21 protein-coding genes are annotated in these 24154 nt (G+C 63.0%); 14 read left to right on the top strand and 7 right to left on the bottom strand.

The window, feature by feature from the left end; translation table 11 throughout:
• Window positions 1–116 precede the first annotated feature (116 nt).
• The gene (locus E8L03_RS04330; RefSeq protein ID WP_144234644.1) at window positions 117–1454 is read left to right on the top strand and encodes a UDP-glucose dehydrogenase family protein; all 1338 of its coding nucleotides are present in this window, start codon (window positions 117–119) and stop codon (window positions 1452–1454) included.
• A 106-nt stretch (window positions 1455–1560) separates the two neighbouring features.
• Here E8L03_RS04330 and E8L03_RS04325 read toward each other — a convergent pair whose 3' ends face one another.
• Window positions 1561–1797, bottom strand: a complete 237-nt coding sequence (locus tag E8L03_RS04325) for a hypothetical protein (RefSeq protein WP_144234643.1) — start codon at window positions 1795–1797, stop codon at window positions 1561–1563.
• 306 nt (window positions 1798–2103) lie between these two features.
• On the opposite strand from E8L03_RS04325, the gene E8L03_RS04320 reads away from it, so the two are divergent.
• The 13 genes from E8L03_RS04320 (at window position 2104) to E8L03_RS04260 (ending at window position 18566) form a co-directional block, all read left to right on the top strand.
• A complete protein-coding gene (locus E8L03_RS04320) occupies window positions 2104–2583 on the top strand; it encodes a chemotaxis protein CheW (RefSeq protein WP_144234642.1) in 480 nt (159 codons plus the stop codon).
• A 116-nt stretch (window positions 2584–2699) separates the two neighbouring features.
• The gene (mfd, locus tag E8L03_RS04315) at window positions 2700–6242 is read left to right on the top strand and encodes a transcription-repair coupling factor (RefSeq protein WP_171266670.1); all 3543 of its coding nucleotides are present in this window, start codon (window positions 2700–2702) and stop codon (window positions 6240–6242) included.
• Window positions 6243–6307: 65 nt separating this feature from the next.
• Window positions 6308–7441 (top strand): peptidylprolyl isomerase, encoded by a 1134-nt coding sequence (locus tag E8L03_RS04310; RefSeq protein WP_144234640.1) that lies wholly within the window; start codon window positions 6308–6310, stop codon window positions 7439–7441.
• A gap of 46 nt (window positions 7442–7487) precedes the next feature.
• Entirely contained in the window at window positions 7488–8588 is a 1101-nt protein-coding gene (locus E8L03_RS04305) for a SurA N-terminal domain-containing protein (protein WP_144234639.1), read from the top strand.
• Window positions 8589–8615: 27 nt separating this feature from the next.
• A complete protein-coding gene (locus E8L03_RS04300; RefSeq protein WP_171266669.1) occupies window positions 8616–9713 on the top strand; it encodes a helix-turn-helix domain-containing protein in 1098 nt (365 codons plus the stop codon).
• Window positions 9714–9723: 10 nt separating this feature from the next.
• On the top strand, window positions 9724–10494 hold the full coding sequence (gene recO / locus E8L03_RS04295; protein ID WP_171266668.1) for a DNA repair protein RecO: 771 nt from the start codon (window positions 9724–9726) through the stop codon (window positions 10492–10494).
• Window positions 10495–10529: 35 nt separating this feature from the next.
• Window positions 10530–11411 carry a glycine--tRNA ligase subunit alpha gene (glyQ, locus tag E8L03_RS04290; protein WP_171266667.1) on the top strand — a complete coding sequence of 294 codons (882 nt, stop codon included), beginning with the start codon at window positions 10530–10532 and terminating at the stop codon, window positions 11409–11411.
• A complete protein-coding gene (gene glyS / locus E8L03_RS04285; protein WP_144234635.1) occupies window positions 11411–13492 on the top strand; it encodes a glycine--tRNA ligase subunit beta in 2082 nt (693 codons plus the stop codon). The genes glyQ and glyS overlap by 1 nt, the downstream gene beginning before the upstream one ends.
• 139 nt (window positions 13493–13631) lie before the next feature.
• Window positions 13632–13904 carry a 30S ribosomal protein S20 gene (gene rpsT, locus E8L03_RS04280; RefSeq protein ID WP_144234634.1) on the top strand — a complete coding sequence of 91 codons (273 nt, stop codon included), beginning with the start codon at window positions 13632–13634 and terminating at the stop codon, window positions 13902–13904.
• A gap of 139 nt (window positions 13905–14043) precedes the next feature.
• Window positions 14044–15447, top strand: coding sequence for a Trk system potassium transporter TrkA (gene trkA, locus E8L03_RS04275; RefSeq protein WP_144234633.1), 1404 nt, complete (start codon window positions 14044–14046; stop codon window positions 15445–15447).
• Between the two features lie 45 nt (window positions 15448–15492).
• Window positions 15493–16938 carry a TrkH family potassium uptake protein gene (locus E8L03_RS04270; RefSeq protein ID WP_171266666.1) on the top strand — a complete coding sequence of 482 codons (1446 nt, stop codon included), beginning with the start codon at window positions 15493–15495 and terminating at the stop codon, window positions 16936–16938.
• Between the two features lie 287 nt (window positions 16939–17225).
• A complete protein-coding gene (locus E8L03_RS04265) occupies window positions 17226–17999 on the top strand; it encodes a DUF4198 domain-containing protein (RefSeq protein ID WP_171266665.1) in 774 nt (257 codons plus the stop codon).
• Window positions 18000–18566 carry a hypothetical protein gene (locus E8L03_RS04260; protein ID WP_171266664.1) on the top strand — a complete coding sequence of 189 codons (567 nt, stop codon included), beginning with the start codon at window positions 18000–18002 and terminating at the stop codon, window positions 18564–18566.
• A gap of 240 nt (window positions 18567–18806) precedes the next feature.
• On the opposite strand, the gene E8L03_RS04255 is transcribed toward E8L03_RS04260, so the two are convergent.
• The 6 genes from E8L03_RS04255 to E8L03_RS04230 are packed head-to-tail and all read right to left on the bottom strand — an operon-like array spanning window position 18807 to window position 23907.
• Window positions 18807–19478 (bottom strand): adenylate kinase, encoded by a 672-nt coding sequence (locus tag E8L03_RS04255; protein WP_144234629.1) that lies wholly within the window; start codon window positions 19476–19478, stop codon window positions 18807–18809.
• Window positions 19479–19538: 60 nt separating this feature from the next.
• Window positions 19539–20579 carry a tRNA lysidine(34) synthetase TilS gene (gene tilS / locus E8L03_RS04250; RefSeq protein WP_171266663.1) on the bottom strand — a complete coding sequence of 347 codons (1041 nt, stop codon included), beginning with the start codon at window positions 20577–20579 and terminating at the stop codon, window positions 19539–19541.
• A 13-nt stretch (window positions 20580–20592) separates the two neighbouring features.
• Window positions 20593–20916: a hypothetical protein gene (locus E8L03_RS04245; RefSeq protein ID WP_244963661.1), complete on the bottom strand. Its 324-nt coding sequence runs from the start codon at window positions 20914–20916 to the stop codon at window positions 20593–20595.
• A gap of 15 nt (window positions 20917–20931) precedes the next feature.
• Entirely contained in the window at window positions 20932–22368 is a 1437-nt protein-coding gene (gene hemA / locus E8L03_RS04240) for a glutamyl-tRNA reductase (protein ID WP_144234626.1), read from the bottom strand.
• Between the two features lie 2 nt (window positions 22369–22370).
• Entirely contained in the window at window positions 22371–23237 is an 867-nt protein-coding gene (locus E8L03_RS04235) for a cytochrome C assembly family protein (protein ID WP_144234625.1), read from the bottom strand.
• Window positions 23224–23907, bottom strand: coding sequence for a precorrin-2 dehydrogenase/sirohydrochlorin ferrochelatase family protein (locus E8L03_RS04230; RefSeq protein ID WP_171266662.1), 684 nt, complete (start codon window positions 23905–23907; stop codon window positions 23224–23226). Before E8L03_RS04230 ends, E8L03_RS04235 begins: the two co-directional genes overlap by 14 nt.
• Window positions 23908–24154 lie beyond the last annotated feature (247 nt).

Here is a 24154-nt window from a genome sequence, read left to right as displayed (position 1 = left end):
TCCGGACCGCATGCTTGCCCTGCGCAAATTTTCAGGGCATAGACTCGGAGTTTAGGTTGGGATGCATACTCCTCAGCGTATCCCCAAAGCAATAAGTGAGACTGGAGAAAGAGCTCATGAATGTTTGTATTGTAGGTACCGGATACGTCGGCCTGGTAAGCGCGGCCTGTTTTGCCGAAATGGGCAATAACGTAAGCTGCGTCGACGTTAATCCTGATGTTATCGAGACCTTGAAGCAGGGCAAGGTCCATATCTACGAGCCCGGACTCGAGGATCTGGTGAAGCGCAACTACGCCGAAGGCCGGTTGACCTTCACCACCGATCTTGCCGAGGGGCTCAAGGATTCCCTGTTCGTCTTCATCACCGTGGGCACGCCGTCCCGACCGGACGGCTCCTGCGATCTGAGCTACGTGCACCAGGTGGCCCGCGAAGTGGGCCAGTACATGCAGGAGTTCAAGGTTGTGGTGGACAAGTCCACCGTGCCGGTGGGCACTGCGGACCAGGTCCGCGCCATTGTTGCCGAAGAGCTGAAAAAGCGCGGCGTGGAGATCGAGTTCGACGTGGTCTCCAACCCCGAGTTCCTCAAGGAAGGCGACGCGGTGAACGACCTGATGAAGCCGGACCGCGTGGTGGTGGGCACGGACAACGTGCGCACGGCCGAGCTGCTCAAGGTGCTTTATGCGCCTTTTGCCCGCAGCCGCGAGAAGCTCATCGTCATGGGTGTGCGCAGCGCCGAGATGACCAAGTACGCCGCCAACTGCATGCTCGCCACCAAGATCTCGTTCATCAACGAAGTGGCCAACATCTGCGAGCGCGTGGGCGCTGACGTGCGCGACGTGCGCATGGGCATCGGCTCCGACCACCGCATCGGCTACAACTTCATCTACCCCGGCGTGGGCTACGGCGGCTCCTGCTTCCCCAAGGACGTCAAGGCGCTGATCAACACCGCGCGGGAGTATGAGTATATGCCCCAGCTCCTCACTGCCGTGGACGAGGTGAACGACCGCCAGAAGCAGGTGCTTGCGCAGAAGATCATCGACTACTTCGAGCCTCAGGGCGGCGTACAGGGCAAGACCCTGGCCCTGTGGGGGCTGGCCTTCAAGGCCAACACCGACGACATCCGCGAGGCTGCCTCCCTGAAGATCATCGAGACCTTGCTGGAGCAGGGCATGCGCATCCGCGCTTTCGACCCCGTGGCCGGCGAGAACGTTCAGAAGGTTTTCGAGGGCGACGACCGCGTGACCATCGTGGACGAGCAGTATTCCGCCCTGGAAGGCGCTGACGCCCTAGCCGTGGTCACGGAGTGGAACCAGTTCCGCAACCCGGACTTCAGCCGCATCAAGAAGATGCTCAAGGCGCCGCTGCTCTTCGACGGCCGCAACCTGTACTCCCCCATGATCATGGGCGAGCTCGGGTTCGCCTACTTCTGCATCGGCCGTCGCGACGGCAAGTAACGTGCACGGCGCAGCCAACCACGTTGCTCTCAGACAAATGAGAAAGCCCCCGTCGCCGGGGGCTTTTTTGCGTCCGGCGTAAAGGGCCGGAAAAAGGAAACAGGAACTACTTTCCCGAAGGGGGGGACGAGTTGAGCGTGCGCATGCACATGCGTACATGCAGCTCAAGGAGGATGATGCGCTCGTAGTCCACAGAGTTGACGGACTCCGGGCTCAGCTCCTCGTCGAGAAAACGCTCCAGGTACTGTGTCTCCTCCCAGAAATCGAGAAGCTCGTCGTCGGACAGGGACTTTATCTGATCTGCTATGGATAAGTCCTCGGAATCGAGGTGGAATGTGCCCATGCTGCTGTTACTCCTTTGCGTGGGTATTGGATCAGGGTACCCGATGGCCGCGCGCATGACAACAGAAGAGCCGAGCATTTTTACGGCGTATGTGTGACCATTTGAATTTGTGAATGAATCCCGACTACGAGATTGCCAGTGCCGAAGAGAAAGGCTATGTTGAGCGCGATCGGACCGGATGTCGCGCAAGGGACATCCCCGTTGGGTTTGGAGCGATCACTCGAAACCGCCCTTATGGAGGCGATTGTTTCGTTGTGACCGTGGCGCTCCTGAATACGAAGAACATGGCTCCAAGGGGGTGCATGCATGGCGGAAGAAACACAGAAGCGGCAAGACGCGGAGCTGATGCAGCTCGTCACCTTTTCCATCGGCGAAGAGGAGTTTGGCGTCGATATTCTCAAGGTCCAGGAGATCATCCGGACCATGGAGATCACCAAGGTTCCGCGCGCGCCCCACTTCGTGGAGGGTGTCATCAACCTGCGCGGCAAGGTCATCCCGATTATCGACCTGCGCAAGCGCTTCGGCCTCTCCTCGCGCGATCACGACAAGCATACGCGCATCATCGTTATCGAGATCAACAACATGATCGTCGGATTCGTGGTCGATTCCGTTTCCGAGGTCCTGCGTATTCCCTCCAGCACCGTGGAGCCGCCGCCGCCTGTCGTTGCCGGGCTCGAGTCCGAGTACATCAGCGGCGTGGGCAAGCTCGAAGACCGCCTGCTGATTCTGCTCGACCTCGATCGGCTTCTCTCCGGCGAGGAGCGCGATATGCTCGTCTCCATGTAGACGGGCGCAGTACTTTCAGAGCCGTTCCATTTGTCTCGTAAGGTTACCGGGCCGCCGCCGTCAGTTGCGACGGTTGGCGGCCCGTGTTCGTGGCAGTACTCTCAGCATTGACCCCCATGCTACCAGCAGAACTCAAGGAATTCGCCCGCACCAGGCGCGGCGTGATCCGCGTAATGAAAAGCGGCGCGGCCGGTCGTGCGTTCGTGGCCCAGCACCTGCTGGAGTCCGGCGCCAGCCCTGTTGTTGTGGTGCGCGGCACCGAGCAGCTCGCCCAGGTGCGCGCCGTGCTCTCCCTGGCAGGGCAGAGCGGCGGCCGGCAGGATGCGTGGATCGAGCTGCCCGGATACGCGGCCATTTCGCCCTTTGCCGACGACAGCCGCGGCGGACGCGAGCGCGCCCTGTGGGCTCGGCGCATGGCCGCGCTCTACGCCATGGCGCAGTCGGACAAGCCGCGCGGCATTCTGCTTACCGTGGACAACCTGCTGCCCAAGTGGCCGCCGCGGTCCGTGCTGGAGGCCAACACCCTGGATCTGATCAAGGGCGAGGACCTTTCCACCGATATCATGCTGGAGCAGGCCATTGCCTGGGGCTACGAGCGCGTGGGCATGGTCACCCGGCCGGGCGAGCTCTCCCGCCGCGGCGACATCCTCGACGTCTTCTGTCCGTCCTACGCCTTTCCCCTGCGGCTGGAGTTCTTCGGCGACACCCTGGAGGACATGCGGCTCTTCGATCCCGCCACCCAGCGCGCCAAAGAGAGTCTGCACGAGGCCACGCTTATCCCGGTGACGCCCTCCGTGGCCGACCCGGAGATGGTCCGCGCCGCCAGAAAGCGCGTGGAACGGCTGGAAAAGGACGGGGTCCTGGATGCAGCAACGGCAAAGGCCGCTGCCATCGCCCTGGAGGATGACCCCGGCGCCGTCCACCCCGGACTGTTCTACGAGGACGCCTGCTTTCTGGAGGAGTGGCTGCCCAGGGACCGCGTCTTCCTGCTCGGAGCCACCGAGGTGCTGGACACCGTGCTGGAGGAGGCGCTCTGGAGCTGGGAGCTCACCATCCGCGAGCGCCTGGGCGGAGCCGACGCCTTTGCCGAAGAAGAGGACGAGGAAGGCGAGACCGTGTCCGCCGGTGGATTGCGGCCTGTGGTTGCACGCAGCCGCAACGAGGCGCGCGCCGTGCTGGAGGCTGCCGGCAGCGTGGTCTTTGAAGAGCTCGTCATGGGCATCGACCGCAAAGGTGTGGATCTGCCCGAGCGGCGCGTGGAGAACTTCAACGAGCTCATGGCCGTGCTCGCCGGGGAGGAAGCGCGCGACAACGCCGAGCGCGATCGGCCCTGGCAGGCGCTTCTGGCGCTCATCAATCAGCTTCGCGCCAGCCATGCCCAGACTATCCTGACGTTTTCCAGGGAGCAGGCCCGCAAAAAGTTTCTCTCCCTGGCCGAGGCGGACGGGCTGCGGCCGCGCACCGCGTACTCCCAGGACGAGCGCGGGCTCTACGCCCTGGTCTCGGACTTCCGCGGCGGCGCCGACCTGCCGTGGCGTCAGACCGTTATCCTTGGCGAAGACGTCATCCAGCCGCGGGCCGTGGGCCGGCCGGCTCCCTCGCGGCGAGACTTCGTAGGTCTCAAGAGCTTCGACGATCTCAAGGCCGGCGACCTCCTGGTGCATCGCGAGTACGGCCTGGCGCGGTTCCAGGGGCTCATCCGGCTCGACCTGGGTGATGTGGGCAACGATTACCTGTTGCTCCACTACCAGGGCGACGACAAACTCTACCTGCCGGTGGATCGGCTCAACCTGGTGCAGCGCTACAAAGGGCCGGAAGGCATCGACCCCTCGCTGGACCGCCTGGGCGGCATCGGCTGGGTGCGCACGCGTGAGAAAGCGCGCAAGGCCGTGGAGAAGATCGCCCAGGATCTGGTGGAGATGTACGCCTACCGCAAGATCGCCAAGGGCTACAGCTACGATCCGCCCAACGAGATGTACCGGGAGTTCGAGGCATCCTTCGGTTTCGAGGAGACGCCGGACCAGGAGCGCGCCATCAACGACGTGCTCGCGGACATGGAGAAGCCCGAGCCCATGGACCGGCTGGTCTGCGGCGATGTGGGCTTCGGCAAGACCGAGGTGGCCATGCGCGCAGCCTTCCGCGCCGCCCTGGACGGCCGCCAGGTGGCCGTGCTCTGCCCCACAACGGTGCTGGCCGAGCAGCATTACCAGAATTTCCGCTCCCGCATGAAGGAGTTCCCGGTCAACGTGGCCATGCTCAGCCGCTTTGTCACCAAGGAGTCCCAGCGCACCATCGTGGAGGCAGCCAAGCGTGGACAGGTGGACATCCTCATCGGCACGCACAGGATGCTCTCCAAGGACGTGCAGATTCCCGGCCTGGGCCTGCTGGTCCTGGACGAGGAGCAGCGCTTCGGCGTGAAGCACAAGGAGCGGCTCAAGTCGCTCAAGAAGCAGGTGGACGTGCTGACCCTGACAGCCACTCCCATTCCGCGCACGCTGCAGCTTTCCCTTTCCGGCGTACGCTCGCTCTCGGTTATCGAGACGCCGCCGCGCGATCGCAAACCGGTGGAGACGGCGATTCTCAACCGCGACCCCATGATGCTCAAGGCCATCCTCAAGACCGAGCTGGAGCGCAAGGGGCAGGTGTTCTGGGTGCACAACCGCGTGCAGGGGCTGGAGCAGGTGCGCGACTTCGTGGTCAAGCTCGTGCCGGACGCGCGTGTGGGCATGGCCCACGGCCAGATGGCCGAGCGCACTTTGGAGGAGACCATGCACGCCTTCTGGCACGGCGAGCTGGATGTGCTGGTCTGCACCTCCATCATCGAGTCCGGCCTGGATTTCCCCCGCGCCAACACCCTGGTGGTGGACCAGGCGCACATGTTCGGCCTGGGGCAGCTCTACCAGCTCCGGGGACGGGTGGGCCGCTCGGACCGGCAGGCCTACGCCTACTTCGTCACGCCGGATCAGGACCGGCTCTCGGACACAGTGCGCAAGCGGCTGCGGGTGATCATGGACCTGGACTACCTGGGCGCGGGCTTCCAGGTGGCCATGGAGGATCTACGCCTGCGCGGCGCTGGCAACATCCTGGGCGAGTCGCAGTCCGGCCACATCGCCAAGATCGGCCTGGACCTCTTCCTGGAGATGCTGGAGATGGAGGTGGCCCGGCTCAAGGGCGGCCCCATCCAACAGGAAGTGGAGACAGAGCTCGTTATCGGGTTCGAGGCCAATATTCCCGAAGAATACATTGCCGACGCCGGCGAGCGGCTGACATATTACAAGAGTCTGTCCTCGGCGCGGGACCCGGAGGTGCGGCGCGATTTGCAGGCCGAGATCCGCGACCGCTACGGGCCGCTGCCCACGCCGCTCATCAACTTCCTTTCCGTGCTGGAGATCAAGGCGCTGTGCGGCTCCCTGGGCGTGGAAAAGGCCGAGCTGTTCGAGTCCATGGTGCGGCTTACGTTTCTTACAGAAGGTTCACCTGTGGCTCCGGAGGAGCTTGTGGCCTGGACTGTGCGGCACGAAGGCCGCGCCAAGCTTTCGCCCCCGGCCACCTTGGAGTTGCGCCTGGAAGAAAAGGGAGATATCAAGGCCCGGTTAGAGGAAGCCGGCACGCAGCTGGCCGCTCTCCAACCGGGTGAAGCAGCCGCCCGAACCTCCTGATCGGCGCGTCGTCCGTTCTTCGGTCAAACCGCGCCAAGCGACACGCTATTCGGACTCCATATTCCATGAAACATACATTGCTCCGCATTGTCCTCGTCTTCGTCCTTCTAGCCGCGTTCGGTTGCGACTTCGAAGAACCGCGCGAAGAGGGCGTTGTGGCGCGCGTGAACGGCGCCCCCATCTACCTGCACGAGTTGGAAGACGCCTATGACATCCAGCATCTTGGCTGGACCGCCGACAGCGACCTCACCGTGGGCCGGCTCAAGGGCCAGTACGCCAAGGTGCTCACCACCCTTGTGGTCCAGAAGCTCGTGGAGCAGGCTCTGGCCGCCCGCGACATCACTGTGCCCGAGGACCGCGTCAACGAGGCCGAGGCCAAGGTGCGCGTGGACTACCCCAAGGGCGAGTTCGAGAAGATCCTGGTGGAGGAGTACATCGACCTTGCGGCATGGCGGGAGCATCTGCGCGCCAACATAGCCCGGCAGGTCTTCATGGAGCAGGTGCTGCGCCCTCGCATCTCGCTGGACTATGAAGAAATCGAAGCGTATTACAAGGCCCACATGAAGGACTTTGACAAGCCGGCCCGCATCCGCTTTGCCCTTGTCTCCGGACCGGGCAGACGTATGGTGCGGGACGCCGCCTCGCTCTTTTTGAAGGGAAGCGACGAACGGCAGCTCGAAGAGGCGTTTCCCCGGGTCACGCTGCAGGAGATGACCGTACGCGAGGACCGGCTTCCGGCCAACTGGCGGGAGGCACTGGACGAACTGCAACCTTCCGAGGCGAGCCCTGTGTCGGCCAGCGCTACCGGCTTTGAGACCGTGATCCTGGAGGAGCGCATCCCAGCAAAATCCCTGGATGCCGCCCAGGCTTTTCCCATTGTGGAGCGCATGCTGCTGGAGAAAAAAGAGCAGACCGCCTTTGAGGAATGGCTGCAGGAGTCGCTGGGCAACGCCACTGTGCTTGTCAGCCGGCTGCTGCTGCCAGGCGAGTCGGACGAGGAGGGGCTGGCCAAGCTCGATCTCAACGCCACGGTGGAAGCTCCGTACTGGGAAGAGAACGCAACATCCCTCGAAACTGAGGACGGGCAGGCCGTTCCCGAAGAGGAGCTGGTTCCCGACGAGCTCGACGTCAACGCCACTCCCGACGGGATTGACGCCAACATGACAGACAACCAGACCGAGGCTGCCGGGCAGGAGTAAATCTCCCGGAACCAACGGCCCGTGGAACGGAATTCGGAGGAGTCAGGTGAGAGAGATTCTCATTTCCGCTATCGTTACGGCGCTTGTGTTTATTGCGGCGGCGCCGGATCACGTCCAGGCCGCCCAGATTGTTGACGGTATCGCCGCCGTCGTTAATGGCGAGGTCATCACCATAGGCGATCTGGACGCTCAGATAGATGAGCGTTTGAAACAAACAGGAATACCCGAAGGCTACACGGAGGAGCAGGTCCACGAGCAGGGACGTCGGCTCATGCTGGAGTCTATGATCAACGACATCCTCATCCAGCAGGAGGCGGAACGGCTGGGCCTGGAGGTTTCCCAGGCGGACCTGGAAAACGCCATCCGCAAGATCCGCGAGGGAAACGGCCTTACGGTGGAGCAGTTCCGCAGCCAGATTGCTCTTAAGAACATGACTCGCGAGGAGTACGCGGAAAGCGTTCGCAAGCAGCTCCTCAAGCAGCGTTTGATCGGCTACATGGTGCAGCACCGCGTGGTGGTGACGGACAAGGAGCTGGCCGAGTACGCCAGTATGATGAAGCAGCACTCCATGCCCATGGGCATGGGGCCGATGGATATGATGATGGAGGCGCCGGCCCCGGATGCGTCGGCTGCCAGCGAGCCGTCCTCCATGGTCGAGCTTTCCATCATTATCGTGGGCACGCAGGACGAGGCCGAAGATCTGCACAACGCGGTAAGCTCCGGCAAGCTGAGCTTTGCCGATGCGGCCAAGCAGCACTCCCAGGGGCCGGGCGCTTCCGAGGGCGGCTCCCTCGGCACAATCGCTCTTTCGGAGCTCGGCGCTCCCATCCAGCAGGCCGTGTCCAAGACATCGCCTGGAAAGGTGTCCGATGTGTTCGGGCTGGCCGACCAGTACGCCTTCATTCAACTGAAGAGCAAGCAGGGCCCGGCGCAGGCCGCACCCCAGAAGGAGCCCGAGCCTGAGCCCGAGGACAATGAGACCGCCACGGCGAGTGCGGGGCCGTCGCCCGAGTCCGTTCTTTCCTCGCTTTCCCAGGACGAGATCGACCAGCTTCGCAACCGCCTGATGCAGCAAAAGCTTGAGGAGCGCTTCAGCGATTACATGAAGCAGCTCCGCGACAAGGCCGTCATCCGCGTCAACCTTTAATCGCGTTGCGATAACGACGGAACTTTGATGTCTCTAAAGGAAATTGGGAACAAGCTGCGTGAAGAACGCCAACGGCAGGGCCTCTCGCTGGAGGCCATGCAGCAGCGTAGCAAGATAGCGCCGAACATTCTCGAATCCATCGAGGAAGGTCGTCTGGAAACCTTGCCTCATCCTGTATACGTCAAAGGCTTTCTCAAGACGTACGCCAAGGTGCTCGGCTTGAATCCCGAGGACCCGGAGCTGGGCCTGGAGAGCGCCATGGAAGGGGTGGAGCCGCCGCGAAGCAAGGTCCGACGGCACAAGCCGCTGACCGAGGTGACTCCATACCCCATGCAGCGCGAGCAACGCCGCAGCAACAAGGCCATTATCCTGCTCGTGCTGCTCCTGCTGGCAGCAGGCGGCGGGTACTTCATCTGGCGGTCGCTGGAAAGCGCTGTGCCGCCCGAGGCGGATAACGCCACCAGTGCATCCAACGCGACGGAGGCCCCGGCCGCTGAGCAGGCCGCTCCTGCCGCCGGCGCGGCTCTGCCCGCCCCGAAGACGGCGCAGCAGGCGCCGCAGCTTCCGGCAGGCATCAACGCCACGTCTGGAACAACCACCGACGAGGCCGCAATCGACGAGAGTGTTGACGCCATCGTAAACGCAACGCAGCCCGGTGAAGAGGTGGCGAGCGAGGTTGCGGACATCGCGCGGAATATCGAGTCCTCCCAGGAGGACGAAGCCGACAACGCCACGGCCGCGGCAGAAGACGAAAGCGCCGACACGGCTGCATCCCAGGAAGCCAACGCCACGGCCGGATCAGCCGATGCGAAGAAGAACGCCATGTACCAGCAGGCACTCAGGTCGGAGCCTGTGGTGGTACACGCGCCTGCCGACGGCGGCGGCCAGTCCGTGCAAATCATGGCCATGGAGCCGTGCTGGATCGGCTTCACCATCGATCAGGACGCGCCCAAGGACTTTTACCTGTACGCCGGCCAGCGCGCCTCGTTGCGTTTTGACAAGACGCTGCTCCTGCGTCTGGGCAACGCCGGCGGCGTCCGGTTCCTCTACAATGACGAACCGTTTCCAACGTCGTACCGCTCGGGCGAGGTGAAAGAGCTGCGATTCCCCCCGACCCCCGAGTAGAGGGAGCGGAATGGAGTTCACGGAAAAGGCTCTCGTGCTCAAGGTCGGCGCGTTTCGGGAGGCCGATCTGTGGGTGCGCTTTCTTTCCCCCAGCCGTGGCATGCTCACGGCCTTTGCATTTGGGGGCTCCAAGTCCAAACGACGTTTCTGCGGCTGCCTGGACGCGCTCTGCGAAGTCCATTTCCGGGTCCGCTCCACCGGCAGGGGCGAGTATCTCTGCCTGGAGGAAGGCTCACTGCTGAACGCGCCGCGACGGTTGCGTTCCGACTGGCAGCGTCTTGGCCTGGCCATGCGCTGCATCAAGTTTCTGGAGGCCGTCTGTCCGGGATCGCAAGGCGCTCCCGAGGCGTACTCCCTGGCGTGCGACCTGTTGCGTGCGCTGGAGGAAGAGCCGGAGCCGGATACGCTGTTCGCCCACCTGTTCCGCGCCAGGGCGTCGCGGGAGCAGGGCTTTGGGGCGGATTTCGAACGCTGCGCCGCATGCGGCGCGCCGCTTGTCCAGGATATGGACCAGGGCGGCACGACGCATTTTTTATTTGTAGAGGAGGGCAGGGTGCTGTGCCGCGCCTGCGCCGGGCGTAAATTCGCTGCCGGCAGGCCCTTGCCACTATCCCCTGAGAGCGCGTATGTCCTGGGTCCGGTCGTGGACGCCGGACCGAGCGCCTGGCTCCAGCTGGAGATCTCCCCGCGTGCACGTCGCGAATGCGCTGCGGCCGTGGACGCCCTGGTGCGCTACCATCTGGGCCTATCCTGGGAAAATACACGATACAAGCACGTCTAGCGAACACTCATATTGAAAAAAAACGAGCAACGAACATGCACTTTCAAGACGTCATTCTGACGCTCCAGAACTTCTGGGCGAAGAAGGGCTGCATCATCCAGCAGCCCGTGGACGTGGAAGTTGGCGCGGGCACGTTCAACCCGGCCACCTTCCTGCGCGTCATCGGCCCGGAACCCTGGAGTGTGGCATATGTGGAACCCTCGCGGCGGCCGACCGACGGCCGCTACGGCGAGAACCCCAACCGGCTGCAGCATTACTACCAGTTCCAGGTCATCCTGAAACCATCGCCCGTGGATGTGCAGGAGCTGTATCTGGAAAGCCTGCAGGCGCTGGGCGTGAACCCGGCCGAGCACGACATCCGCTTTGTGGAGGACGACTGGGAATCCCCCACCCTGGGTGCCTGGGGCCTGGGCTGGGAGGTCTGGCTCAACGGCATGGAGGTCACGCAGTTCACATACTTCCAGCAGGTGGGCGGCATCGACCTGCATCCGGTGAGCGTGGAGCTGACCTACGGCCTGGAGCGTCTCTGCATGTATCTGCAGGGCAAGGAATCGGTGTACGACCTTTCCTGGAACGATCGCCTGACCTACGGCCAGGTGCACCAGCGCGGCGAGATCGAGCACTCCACGTACAACTTCGAGATCTCGGACAAGGACATGCTGCTCAGCCTGTTCGACATGTACGAGAAAGAGGCCAACCGCTGCATCGAGGCTGGAATGGCCCTGCCTGCGTATGACTACACCATGAAGTCGTCCCACGCCTTCAACCTTCTCCAGGCGCGCGGCGCCATCTCCATTACGGAGCGCATGGGCTACATCCTGCGTGTGCGCGAGCTCGCTTCCGCCGTGGCGCGGCTGTGGGCTCAACAGCGCGAGGACCTGGGCTACCCCATGCTCGAGCAGAAGGAGGTGGCCTGATGTCTCGTCTGGTATTTGAAATCGGTTTCGAGGAGATGCCCGCGCGGTTCCTCTCGTCCCTCGTGCACGAGGGCAAGGAGATCATGAAGGCCAAGCTGACCGAGATCGGTCTGGGCTTTGGAACCGTGCATGCCGACGCAACGCCGCGGCGTCTTGCCATCCGCGTGGAGGATCTGGACGCGGTGCAGGAGGAGCGCGAGGAGCTGGTGACCGGTCCGCCTGCGGCCGTTGCCTTCAAGGACGGCGAGCCCACCAAGGCGGCCATTGGCTTTGCCAGGGGGCAGGGCATGTCGGTCGAGGATCTGACCACCGTGACCACGGACAAGGGCGAGTACCTGGCCCTGACCAAGCGCACCGGAGGTGTGGCTGCCATGGAGCTTTTGCCCCCGGTGCTGGAGGCGTGCATCACGGGCCTCACCTTCCCCAAGAAGATGCACTGGGGCTCCGGCGAGTTTACTTTCGGCCGGCCTCTGCGCTGGCTGCTGGCGCTGCTCGACGAGGACGTGGTGCCGCTGAGCATCGCCGGGCTCGAGTCCGGCCGCAAGACCTGGGGCCACCGTGTGCACGGTCCCGGACCGTTTGAGCTCAAGGGCGCCTTTGACTACGAGAAGCTGATCCACGAGAAGTGCCGGGTCACGCTGTCCGCCTCCATGCGGCGCGAGCTGATCATGGAGCACGGCGAGGCCGCGGCCCTGGCCGTGGGCGGTCAGGTGGTCTGGAACCACAGCCTGCTCGAAGAGGTGGGCGGTCTTGCTGAGATGCCCGTACCCATTGTCGGCGATTTTGATCCTTCCTTCCTGGAGCTGCCCAAGGAGGTTCTGCTGACCTCCATGGAGAGCCACCAGAAGAGCTTCGGCGTCCAGAACAGCGACGGCGAGCTGCTGCCCCATTTCCTGGCCACGCTCAATCTGAACCCCACCAACGAAGAGCTGGTGAAAAAGGGTTGGGAGCGCGTGCTCAAGGCCCGGCTGGAGGACGCCCGCTTCTTCTGGAAGACCGACCTCGCCGCCGAGCAGTCGGACTGGCTGGACAAGCTGGAGCACGTTGTGTTCCTTGGCCCGCTGGGCTCCATGGGCGACAAGAGCCGGCGCATCGAGGCGCTGTGCGGCTGGCTGGCCGAGCATCTGGAACCGTCCCAGGAAAATGACGCCCGCCGCGCCGGGCGCATCTGCAAGACGGACCTTGTCTCCGAGATGGTGGGCGAGTTCGCGGAGCTGCAGGGCGTGATGGGCGCGATCTACGCGGACAAGCAGGGTGAGAATGCCATTGTCTCCACGGCCGTGGGCGAGCAGTACCTGCCGGCCGGCCCGGACTCCCCGCTGCCCGAAGCCACCTGCGGCGCTATCCTCTCCATGGCCGACAAGGCCGATACGTTAATGGGCTGCTTCGGCCTGGGCAGGATTCCCACCGGCGCCAACGATCCCTTTGCGCTGCGCCGCGGCGTCCTGGGCATCTGCCGCATCCTGGTGGACCGCGACTGGCGCGTGGACCTGCGCGACTTCCTGACGCAGGCTCTGGACGGTTACGGCGATATCACGTGGAAGCTGCCGCGCGAGGAAGCGCTGGACAAGGCGCTGGAGTTCTTCCGCGAGCGCGAGAAGAACTGGTTCGCCTCGCAGGACTTCCCCACGCTCATGGTTGAGGCCGCGCTGCAGGCCGGCTACACCGATGTGCCCGGGGCCCGTGCGCGTCTGGCTGCGCTCAAGGAGTTCAGCAGCGAGCCCGGCTTCGAGAACGCGGTGCTCACCTTCAAGCGCGCGGCGAACATCATCCGCAAGCAGGCCGAGAGCATGGAGCTGAGCGGGAAGTTTGACCCGGACAAGCTGGAGGAAGAGGCCGAGAAGAACCTGGCCATGACCCTGGGCCGGATGTCTCCCAAATTCGATGTGATGTGGGAAAAGGAAGACTATCAGGGGCTTATGGCGCTGATGCTGGAGATCCGCCCGGCCGTGGACGCCTTTTTCGACAACGTCATGGTTATGTGCGAGGATGAAGCCTTGAAGCGGAACCGTCTGGAGTTGCTCCAGGCGCTGGTGAGCCGGCTGGGCCGGATCGCCGACTTCAATGCCTTGCAGATGTGATTATTTTGAACAAATGTCTTGACAGAACAGTGGGTCAGGACATATGTGTCCTTTTTTGCCGGCCGGGATTGATTTCGGCCGCTGATGCACGTGAAGATTTCGACAAGCCGACAGGCAATTTATAAGGAGCGAAAGACACATGGCCAACCACAAGTCCGCTTTGAAGCGTCACCGTCAGAGCCTCAAGCGCCGCGACCGCAACCGCGCCGTGAAGACCCGTGTGCGCAATCTTATCAAGCGCGTACGCACCGCCGTGGAGCAGAACGATCGCGAAGCCGCCCAGCAGGCCCTCGTGGATGCCACTTCCGCCCTGGACAAGGCAGCCACCAAGAAGGTCTACCACTGGCGTGGCGCGGCCCGCCGCATCTCCCGGCTGCACCAGGCCGTGAACAAGATCGGCGAGGCTTCCTAGCCTCATCTGTTCGTATTTCCATTCGGATACCACCCGCCGTGTTCCTCCCGCATAGGAACACGGCGGGTTTTTTGTCGCATAAACGCCCACTTGCCGCAGGGGTGGATTCCTGCCGCCCTTTCGATTAGAGAGGCAAACCATGCGATCATTCTGGCGACGCGAGCCTTCCAAGGCAACCCAAAGCACCATTGTCATCGCCGGCGCAGGCGAGGTCGGTTTCCACATTGCCAAACGCCTGGCCAGCGAGAACAAGCAGGTCGTGGTGGTGGACCAGAACCCGGCAGCGCTCCGGCGTCTGGCTGATACCCTCGATGTCCAGACCATCGAAGGCTCCGCCTCCTCGCCCAAGATACTGGACGTGGCGGGTGTGGAAGACGCCGACATCTTCCTGGCCGTGACGGACAGCGACGAGATCAACATCATCGCCTGCTTCTTTGCCAACATCCTCAATCCGGATGCGGTGAAGCTGGCGCGAATCCGCAACGACGAGTACTCGCTCTACCGCGATGCCCTGACCGGCGAGACGCTCAACATCTCCATGCTCATCAACCCGGAGGTTGAGATCATCAAGACCATCGAGCGCATGGTCACCGTGCCGGGAGCCCTGGAGTACAGCGAGTTCGTGGGCGGCAAGGTCAAGCTCATCGGTCTGCGGCTCAAGGAGCCGCGCTATGCCGGCCTCTCGCTCATAAAGCTGCGCGAGGAGATGGGCGACGTCAGCCTGATCATCGGCGCGATTCTCCGTAACGAACGACTCATCATCCCCACCGGCCGCGATACTGTCGAGCAGGGCGATCTGCTGTATGTGGTCACCGAGGACCGCGATATCCCCGAAATATGCCGGGCCTTCGGCTGCGAGCACCTGGCCATCCGCGACGTGCTGATCATCGGCGGTGGCAACATCGGCTTGAAGCTGGCCACGCTCTTCGAGCGCAAGGGCTACCACGTCAAGCTGGTGGACAAGGATGAGGACCGCTGCCAGTGGCTGGCCGGCGTGCTGAACAAGACCATCGTGCTCAAGGGCGACGGTACGGACCAGGATTTTCTGCTCGAAGAGAACGTGGCCGCCATGGACCTGGTGGTCTCGCTCACCGGTGACGAGGAGACCAATATCCTCTCTTCGCTGCTGTCCAAGAACATGGGCGCCAAGAAGACCATCACCCGCGTGAACAAGACAGCCTACCTGCCGCTTGTGCGCGCCATCGGCATCGAGCACAGCGTGAGCCCGCGCCTCTCCGCGGTGAACTCCATCCTTCATTACGTGCGCAAGGGCTCGGTGCTCTCCACGGTGTCCATCAAGGGGGAGGAGGCCGAGGCGCTGGAGGCCATCGCCCTGGAGAAGTCCGGCGTAGTCAACAAGCCGCTCAAGGAGATCGACTTCCCCAAGGGCGCCATCGTGCTGTGCCTGGTGCGCGGCGACCGCGTGATTGTCCCCACGGGCGATACGGTTATCCTTCCCGAAGACCGCATCATCATCCTGGCATTGCGTCACGCTGTGTCCAAAGTGGAAGACGCGCTGGCCGTGAAGCTGGAGTACGTGTAGGACCTTTCAGCCCGTCTTCCCAGGCAGAATTCCAGAGCACGATCGATGCGGATTCCCTACATTCTCAGCGTCATAGGCGCACTTGTATGCTGTCTTGGGCTGGCCATGCTCTTCCCCCTGGGCTTCGCCATCTACTATGGCGATTCCTCGGTGGTGCCGCTTATCATCTCCATCGGCATCACTCTGGGCCTGGGCGCGTTCGCCATGCTGGCCCTGCGCAACGACTCCGCGCCGGTGCTGAGCCATCGCGAGGGCATCGCCATTGTGGCGCTGGGCTGGCTCGCCGCCGGGCTGTTCGGTGCGCTGCCGTTTATCGTGGCCGGGGAGATGACGCCCACCGACGCGGTGTTCGAGTCCATCTCCGGCTTCACCACCACGGGCGCATCCACCCTGACGGACATCGAGAGCGTGCCCAAGGGTCTGCTGATGTGGCGCAGCCTGACGCACTGGCTGGGCGGCATGGGCATCATCGTGCTCTCCCTGGCCATCTTGCCGTTCCTGGGCGTGGGGGGCATGCAGCTCTACAAGGCCGAAGTGCCCGGCCCCACGCCGGACAAGCTCAAACCGCGCATCAAGGACACGGCCGTGATGCTGTGGCGGGTCTACGTGATGCTCAGCGTGGCCCAGGCCGTGTTGCTGATGTTCGGCGGCATGAACCTCTTCGACTCCATCTGCCACACCTTCGGCACCCTGGCCACGGGCGGCTTCTCCACGCGTAACACTTCCATCGCGGCGTACGACTCCGCCTACATCGACTGGGTCATCATTCTCTTCATGTTCCTGGCGGGCATGAACTTCTCGCTGCACTTCCGGCTGTTGCGCGGCGATGTCATGTCCCTTTTGCGCGACTCCGAGTTCCGCTTCTACGCCGTCGTCATCCTGCTGTTCACCGTCATCATTACTTTCTGCGTCTGGGACAACAACTACGAGTCCGTCTGGACATCGCTACGCATGGCCGCCTTCCAGGTGGTCTCCATCTGCACCACAACGGGCTATGCCACGGCGGATTACGAGGTCTGGCTGCCCCTGGCCCAGGTGCTCCTGTTCTTCCTCATGTTCCTGGGCGGGTCGGCAGGTTCCACAGGCGGCGGCATGAAGTGCATGCGCGTGCTGGTGCTGCTCAAGCAGGGCTATCACGAGCTGCTGCAGTTGGTGCATCCGCGGGCCGTGAAACGCGTCAAGCTGGGCGGCAGGCTCGTGCCGCCGGATGTGCTCTCCGGCGTGGTGGGATTCTTCATCCTCTACCTGCTCCTGTATGTGCTCTCGGCCTTTGTGATGGCCGCCCTGGGCATGGACGTGCTCACGTCCTTCGCCTCGGTGGCGGCGTGTATCGGCAACATCGGTCCGGGCCTGGGCACGGTGGGGCCGGCCGAGAACTACGCGCACATCCCCATGATGGGCAAGTGGGTGCTCGCCTTCGACATGCTGCTGGGCCGGCTGGAAATCTACACGGTCATCATCCTCTTTGTGCCTGAGTTCTGGCGCAAGTAACACGCTGCTCAATCGTTGATGTCGTAGCACGGTGTTGTGCAGGGCAGGGTGCTCCTACGCGCTGTGTCCCGCCCTTGGCCACTTTGTCCTCCGTCTCATCGTCCGCTTTTTCTCGCTGATTTGTTAGAGATTATTTTTTGAGATCCTGGTGGCGCCCAACGCTTCCGGTGCATCCAGCCGTGGTCGCGCACGAGCCGATTTTGTTACATTATTGCTTGACGTGGCGTTTTTTCTTCTGCATATGGTAACACGAAATAAACATTCGTTACACAAATAGGAGAAAATACATGTTCGCACGCACGTCTTGCATTCTTGCTTTTATCCTGCTCACACTCCTGTTCGCTGTGCCGGCTTCCGCCCACGAGTTCATTCTCGTGCCCCAGCAGTGGCATGCCTACAAGGCCGAGCAGAAGCTGCCGTTCCGCATTGTTTCCTCCCATGTCTTCATGAAGAGCGCCGAGCTGGAGAACCCGGACCTCGTGGCGGCCAGCTATCTTGGCAAGGACGTGCCGCTTACCGGTAACGACGTGTTCGGAACATTTGACGGCGCCGTGACTCTGGAAGGCGGCGCTGCGGCCGTTCTGCGCGGCCATCGCAAGGGCGAGGTCTGGTCGCTGACTACCAAGGGCATGAAGCGCGGCGGCCGCGGCGAGCTGGACAACGTGGTGGAGGCGCGGATGTACGAGAAGTTCAGCAAGACGCTGCTGCCCGTGGAGGGCAAGACTGACGGCTGGGACAAGCCCGTGGGCGACGCGTTGGAGATCATGCCTCTGGACAATCCACTGACCCTCAAGCCCGGCGATTCCTTCCGCGTGCAGATTCTGTTTGACGGCAAGCCGGTTTCGCCGGACGCCGTGACCGCCACCTACGACGGCTTTTCCGATGCCGAGAACTCCTACGCCTACTACACGGAGCCGTATGGTGAGGGCGAGGCTGTGATCAAGGTCAGCGCGCCCGGCTTCTGGATGGTGCGTGTGCAGTACGCCGTCGCGGTGGAGGGCAAGGATTACGAGAAACACATCATGCGCTCCACGCTCGCCTTCCCGGTGGCGGATCGCTAGATGGCCCGGATGGGTGTCGCACAGACCGGACGCCGGGAGCGTGATTCGAGCAGCGCTCCCGGCCTGGTCCTTGCCGTGGCGCTGCTTGTCCTCTGCACGACAGGCAGAGCCCAGGCCCACGGCGTGACCATGACGACCCGGCTGATGGGCGACGATATCGTGGTGGCGTTCGCCAAGTACTCCACCGGCGAGCCCATGGCCTATGCCGAGGTCGCCGTCTATGCGCCGGGGAAGGACGACGTCGCATTCCAGGACGGCTATGCGGACAACCAGGGCCGGTTCGCCTTTCTGCCGGATAGTCACGGAGCATGGCGTATCGTGGTGAACGACGGCATGGGACACCGCGCCGAAACCACGGTGGACGTGGAGGAGGGCGGAAGCCCGGCTGGGACTGAAGCGGTTCAGGGCGCGGAAAAGGGGGCAGGTACGGGCGCGGAGATGGCGACCGCCTCCACCACACAGACGGCGGTGGCCGCAGCGCCGCGCTGGATGGGCGTGACCCTGGGAGTATCCATCATCCTCAACATATTTTTGGTGTTGTCTTATGTCAGGAGGCGCCGCGCCTGACGCGTACAATGGATTGTAAAATCAGGATTCGTCCGCTGTTCCGGAAGCCGTGTGGGCTTTCAGACTCGGGGGAATCATGAAGAAGTCGCATCTGCTGCCGCACGTCCGCGATGCGCACATCCCTGCCAGGGGGAAAAGGAAAAGGCCCGATACGGTGAACCGTGTCGGGCCTTTTCAAAGTAGCGCGATGGGACAATCGCACGGCGCCGCGATGCAGGCTCCACGCCCGCGGTGCGGCTGCTACTGAACTTTGGAAAGCAGGGTTTCCTTGATTTCGTCGATGGTGCGCTCGCCATCCAGCTCAACGTACTTGGTCTCGCCTTTGGCGGCCAGATCCTTGTAGAAGTACGCGGCGGCCAGGGTGCCGTCCTCGGTGTTGTAGTAGATATCGTGGCGCTTGTTGATGGCTTCTTCGTCCTGATCGTCGGCGCGGGTCTTCAGAGCGCCGCCGCACACGCGGCAATTGTCGCCGTCGGGCTTGATGGCGTCGATGAAGATGTTGTTCGGGTGGTTCGGATTGTTCTCGCAGAGGCGGCGACCCATGATGCGGTTCTTGGCGACTTCGCGGGGCAGCAGGATCTCGATGACGTAATCGAGCTTCATGCCCTTTTCCTGCAGCGCATCCCACAGCTTCTGAGCCTGCACCATGTTGCGGGGGAAGCCGTCCAGCAGCCAGCCGTCCTTGCCGGTGGTCTCCAGGGTCTCAAGGACCATGGGGATGGTGATATCGTCAGGAACGAGCTCGCCCTTATCGATGAAAGCCTTGGCCTTCTTGCCGAGCTCGGTGCCGCCGCCGATGTGCTCGCGGAAGATACCGCCGGACTCGATGTGAGCGAGATTGAACTTGTCCTTCACCAGGTTGCCCTGGGTGCCCTTACCGCTGCCGTTGGGTCCGAAAATCAGGATATTCACGAAGCACGCTCCTTCATGTTGAAATTTTCACAAGCTGGATACAACCCAGCCACACGCCTGTCAACGACTCATTTTCGAACGAGCTATGCGGACCGCGTTTCTTCCCACACGCGCTGCTTTGGAACCTGGCAGTTGAATCACGGCGCCGGTGCGTTTTTCCATCACGGCGCGGTCGAGGTTCAGGAGGGATTCGAGCAGGGGCTGGCCGACGCCTGCGGTTTCCACCGCGCTTTTGAGCACCCGCAGCCGGAGCGCCATGGGGGCAGCGCGCAGAGGCGCCGTTTCTACGGAAACGCCCTCGGAATTCCGATGTATAGGGATGGAAGCCGCGCGCTCTTTCCAGTAGGACGCATCCAGCCGGGCCAGCTTCCAGAGCCCGGCGGCCGTCTCGGTAAAGTTCGGGTTCTCGGCGGCGATTCGCGGCAGGATGTCCAGGCGCACGCGGTTGCGCATGTAGGCGGGGTCCTTGTTGGAGGCGTCCTCGCGCCAGGTGATCCCAACAGAGCGGACCAGCTCCTGGAGCTCGCTTTTGGATGTGAGCAGCAGGGGACGCAGCAGAGCGCGTTGCGGGTCCCACGCCTCCATGCCGGCCAGGGCAGGCCAGCCCGTGCCGCGGATGAGTCGCATGAGCATGTCCTCGGCCAGTTCGTCCAGCTGGTGGCCCTGCAGAACAATGTCGATAGGGTGCGCCGCGCGTACGCGCTCCATGAGATCGGCGCGGGCCTCGCGGCCGGCTTCCTCCAGCCCGATACCGCGCTCGGCGGCCAGGGCGGCAACATCGCGCCGCTCACTGGTCAGGGGGATGTCCAGCTTGTTGCACAGCTCCACCACGTGGGCGGCGTCCTCGGCGGAGTCCTCACGCAGGCCGTGATCCAGGTGGGCGGCGTAGAGCGCCACCTCCAACCGCGGCGCAAGGCAGGTGAAGATCACGGCCAGGGCCGTGGAGTCCACACCGCCGGACAGGGCCAGAAGCAGGGTGCCCTCCTGCAGCGGGGGCAGGGGCAGCGGCGAGCCAAAGGGCTCGCGCGCAAACTCCTCCACAGCGAGGCAGAGCTTGGCCATGCGCGGTTCGAGGTCCTGGAGTCGGAGCGGCGTGGCCATATCGGGTGGGGCGCTAGACCGAGATGTCCAGCGACTTGAGGAGGTCGTCGAGCCAGTCGATGGCAAAGGCGCGTTGTTCGGGCGTGGCGTAGGCAATGCAGGAGCAGCGCATGACCCGGCGGCAGCGCACCAGGAGCTCCATCTTCAGATGGTCGTCGTCCATCTCGATGGCCACGCAGTGGGGGCCGCAGCTCTCGGCGTGCTCCTTCTGCTCGTCGGTCAGGTGCTCATCGGCAATGGGCAGCCACCAGATGCCCTCGATGGCGCCGGTCAGCCTCAGGTCATCAAGTTTCTTGCCGATGCGTTCGATGCTCTCGGGGCTCAGTTCCTCTATCATGTAGCTGCGCATTCGTTATTCCCCGTTGTTCATCTCGTCGATATCATTGTCGGTTCCGTTAAAATCACTGCCGTTGTCGTCCTGCCTGACCAGACCGCGGCGATCGGCGTGGGCGTCCGGAGGGATCTCGTCGGCGTCGAGATTGAACATCCGGCGCATGGTGTCGATGTAGCGCTTGGCGGACTCCTCCTCGGCCGAGCGGCGCTTGAGGAAGACAATGGGCTCGTGGAGCATCTTCTTGACCACGGAATCCACCAGCGTTTCCAGAGCGTCGTGCATCTGCGGGTCCACATCGTGCCCAAGAATCTGGACAAGGCGCTTCTCGGTCTTTGCCAGCTCCTTGCGTGCAATGGCGTGGTTCTGGTCCAGCAGGTCCACGATAGTAGGCTGCAGCTCCAAGGACTTGAGCCACTGGGCAAAGGCTTCGGCCTCATCATAGACGATTGCCGTGGCCTTGGCAGCCTCTTCCTTACGCTGGGCCAGATTTTCCTCCACGACCTCCTTGAGGTCGTCGATGTCGTAGAGGAAGACCGAGTCCAGCGTGTTCACGTCCGGGTCGATGTCCCGCGGCACGGCGATGTCGATGAAGAACATGGGCCGGTTGCGCCGCTTTTTGAGCACGGCCTTGACGTCCTTGGCGCGGATGACGGCCGTGGGCGAGCCCGTGGAGCTGATGACGATGTCCACCTCGTGCAGGCGGTCGAAGAGCGTCTCAAAGGGGATGGGGCGCCCCTCGAACTGCTTGGCCAGCTCACGCGCGCGCTCGAAGGTGCGGTTGGCAACGAAGATTTCCTGGATGCCGGACGTGACCAGGTGCTGTGCGGCCAGCTCGGCCATTTCGCCAGCGCCGATGAGCATGGCCTTCTGCCGGGACATGTCGCCGAAAATGCGCTTGGCCAGCTCCACTGCCGCATAGCTGATGGAGACCGCGGCGGAGCCCACGGCCGTCTCGGTGCGCACCCGTTTGGCCACGGAAAACGCCTTGTGGTACAGGCGGTTGAGAATGACCTTGGTGGTGCCGGCCTTGATCGCGGTGCGGTAGGCGTCCTTGAGCTGGCCCAGGATCTGCGGTTCGCCCAGCACCATGGAGTCCAGGGCGCAGGCCACGCGGAAGAGATGGCGCACGGCTTCCAGGTCCTCGTGGATGTACACGTAGGGCTCCAGATCCTTGACGCAGGCGTTGCGCGCCGCGGCCCAGCGGGAGAGCACCTCCTGGCGCAGGCTTTTCTTGTCGCCCACGGCCACGATCTCCACGCGATTGCAGGTGGAGAGGATGGCGAGCTCCTCGACCGCGCCGCCCAGGGGGATGATCTGCTGCGATTCCTCGGGGCGGGTCGTCGATTCCGTATCAAGGAGCCGCCCGGGCAGGCAGTCTGCCAGACCGAACGCTTCGCGGACCTCGACACCGGCCGTGGTGTGGTTGAGGCCAATGAGACACAGAGATTTGTTCATCGTCATGGATTCGTTGGAGCGGTCAGTGCGGGTTTTTCCACCGAAGGAATGGGCCGGAAGCTATGGTGCGAGGGCACGAAAAAGTTGATCACGATCATGGAGCCGATGGCCAGGGTGAAGATGCCGATGGCCCAGACCGCCGGGCGGCGGCCCCACCAGCCGCGGGCCAGCCTGTTGTGGAAGAGCACGGCGAACAGCAGCCAGACCACGATGGAGACGATCTCCTTGGGGTCGCCCGTGAGCACCTGGCCCCAGGAGAGCTTGGCAAAGACAAAGCCGGCGAGCATGCCGATGGTGTAGAGCGGAAAGCCCACGACCACGGCCCAGTAGTTGACCCGGTCGAATGTGGAGAGCGCCGGCATCTCGCGGTCCATCTCCGACAGCCGGGCCTTGCCTTTGATCTTCTTCTCCAGCCTGAGAAAGATGATGCCCGCGGCAAAGGCCATGGCCAGCAGCGCCATGCTGCCGAAAAGCGTGCCGATGTGCAGGCCGAAGAACGGACCGGCCAAGTGGGGCGGCATTTTGGCCGCCGTCTTGTGCGTAAAGGAGAAGATGAACAACAGAATGGCGATGGGCGAAGCGATGAGCGCCAGGAACTCCAGCTTGAAGCGCCACCAGAGGATGAAGAAGATGGCCACCAGGCACCACGAGAAGAGCTTGATGAAGTAGCCCACCGAGAGGCTGCTGATGCTCGTGGCCGCCAGGAAGTGGATGAGAATGAGCGTGTGCAGCAACAGGCCGGCTCCGGCGATGAACCCGGCGAGCCGCTTGAGCTGCACCCTGTGGCTGAACGCGCCGGCCATGTAGAACAGCGTGCCCAGCACGTAGAGCGCAAGGATGGTGAAGTAGACGAGATCAAACAAGGTCATGGAGAAGATCCTCCAGCACCGGGTGCAGGGCATCCGGCAGATGTGCGCGCAATATGCCGCACGCCTTCTCGTGGTCTGCGGCGGCCAGAGCGTCCTTGAGATTGGACTCCACAAGCCCCCGGAATATCGCAGTGTTCACCGGTGTTTCCATGCCCAGCGCCAGCACGCGCGGCCGCAGGCGGCCCAGCAGCGTGGAGAGCGCGCCGTACCCTGCAAGATAAGACTCCAGATCGCGACGCAGACGCCGCGCCAGGGCCGGGCTCTGTCCGCCGGTGGAGAGCGCCACGGTCAATCCTTCGAGCTCCACATGCGACGGCACGATGAACGAGCCGGCGTCGGGATCGTCGGCCACATTGCAGAGCACGCCGCGATCACGGCAGAGACGGGCGATGCGGCCGTTTTCCTCAAGTGACGGCGTAGCCGCCGTGCAGAGGAACACGTCGTCCAGATCACGCTCCTCGAACGACCGGCTTGCATACACCACTTGAGGGGCGTCCAGCAAGCGCTGCGCGTCCTCGGGATGGGTTGCACGGCCGGAGGGATCGAGCACAAGCACCGAGGCAGGCGAGGCCTCCAGGAGGGTAGCCAGCTTGCGCCGGCCCACGCCGCCGTATCCCACCACCAGGCAACGTGCGTGTGTGAGATCGAGAAAAGCGGGATAGTAACGCATGGGCGTTGATACCATATGAAACGCCGGGGGCAAATGGCCGGAATGGCGACCTGAATTTTCGGGTAGGGGATATTGCAGACGCCGGACCATATGCATGCCGTGACGTGAAACAATTCCGCGCATTATCCTGCCGATTCTTCACTATATTAGGTAGTAATAGTATAACCTGCATCATGTTTTTGCTTGCCCGGTTCCGGGGCTGCTGCTATTCCCAACAAAATACGATCAGATTTCGGGGAGACAGCGG

Origin of the sequence: Oceanidesulfovibrio marinus, assembly GCF_013085545.1 — a bacterium.
In the GTDB taxonomy this organism is placed as follows: domain Bacteria; phylum Desulfobacterota; class Desulfovibrionia; order Desulfovibrionales; family Desulfovibrionaceae; genus Oceanidesulfovibrio; species Oceanidesulfovibrio marinus.
The sequence above is the reverse complement of the archived record's forward strand: the minus strand, read 5'-3'. Positions and strand labels throughout refer to the sequence as shown.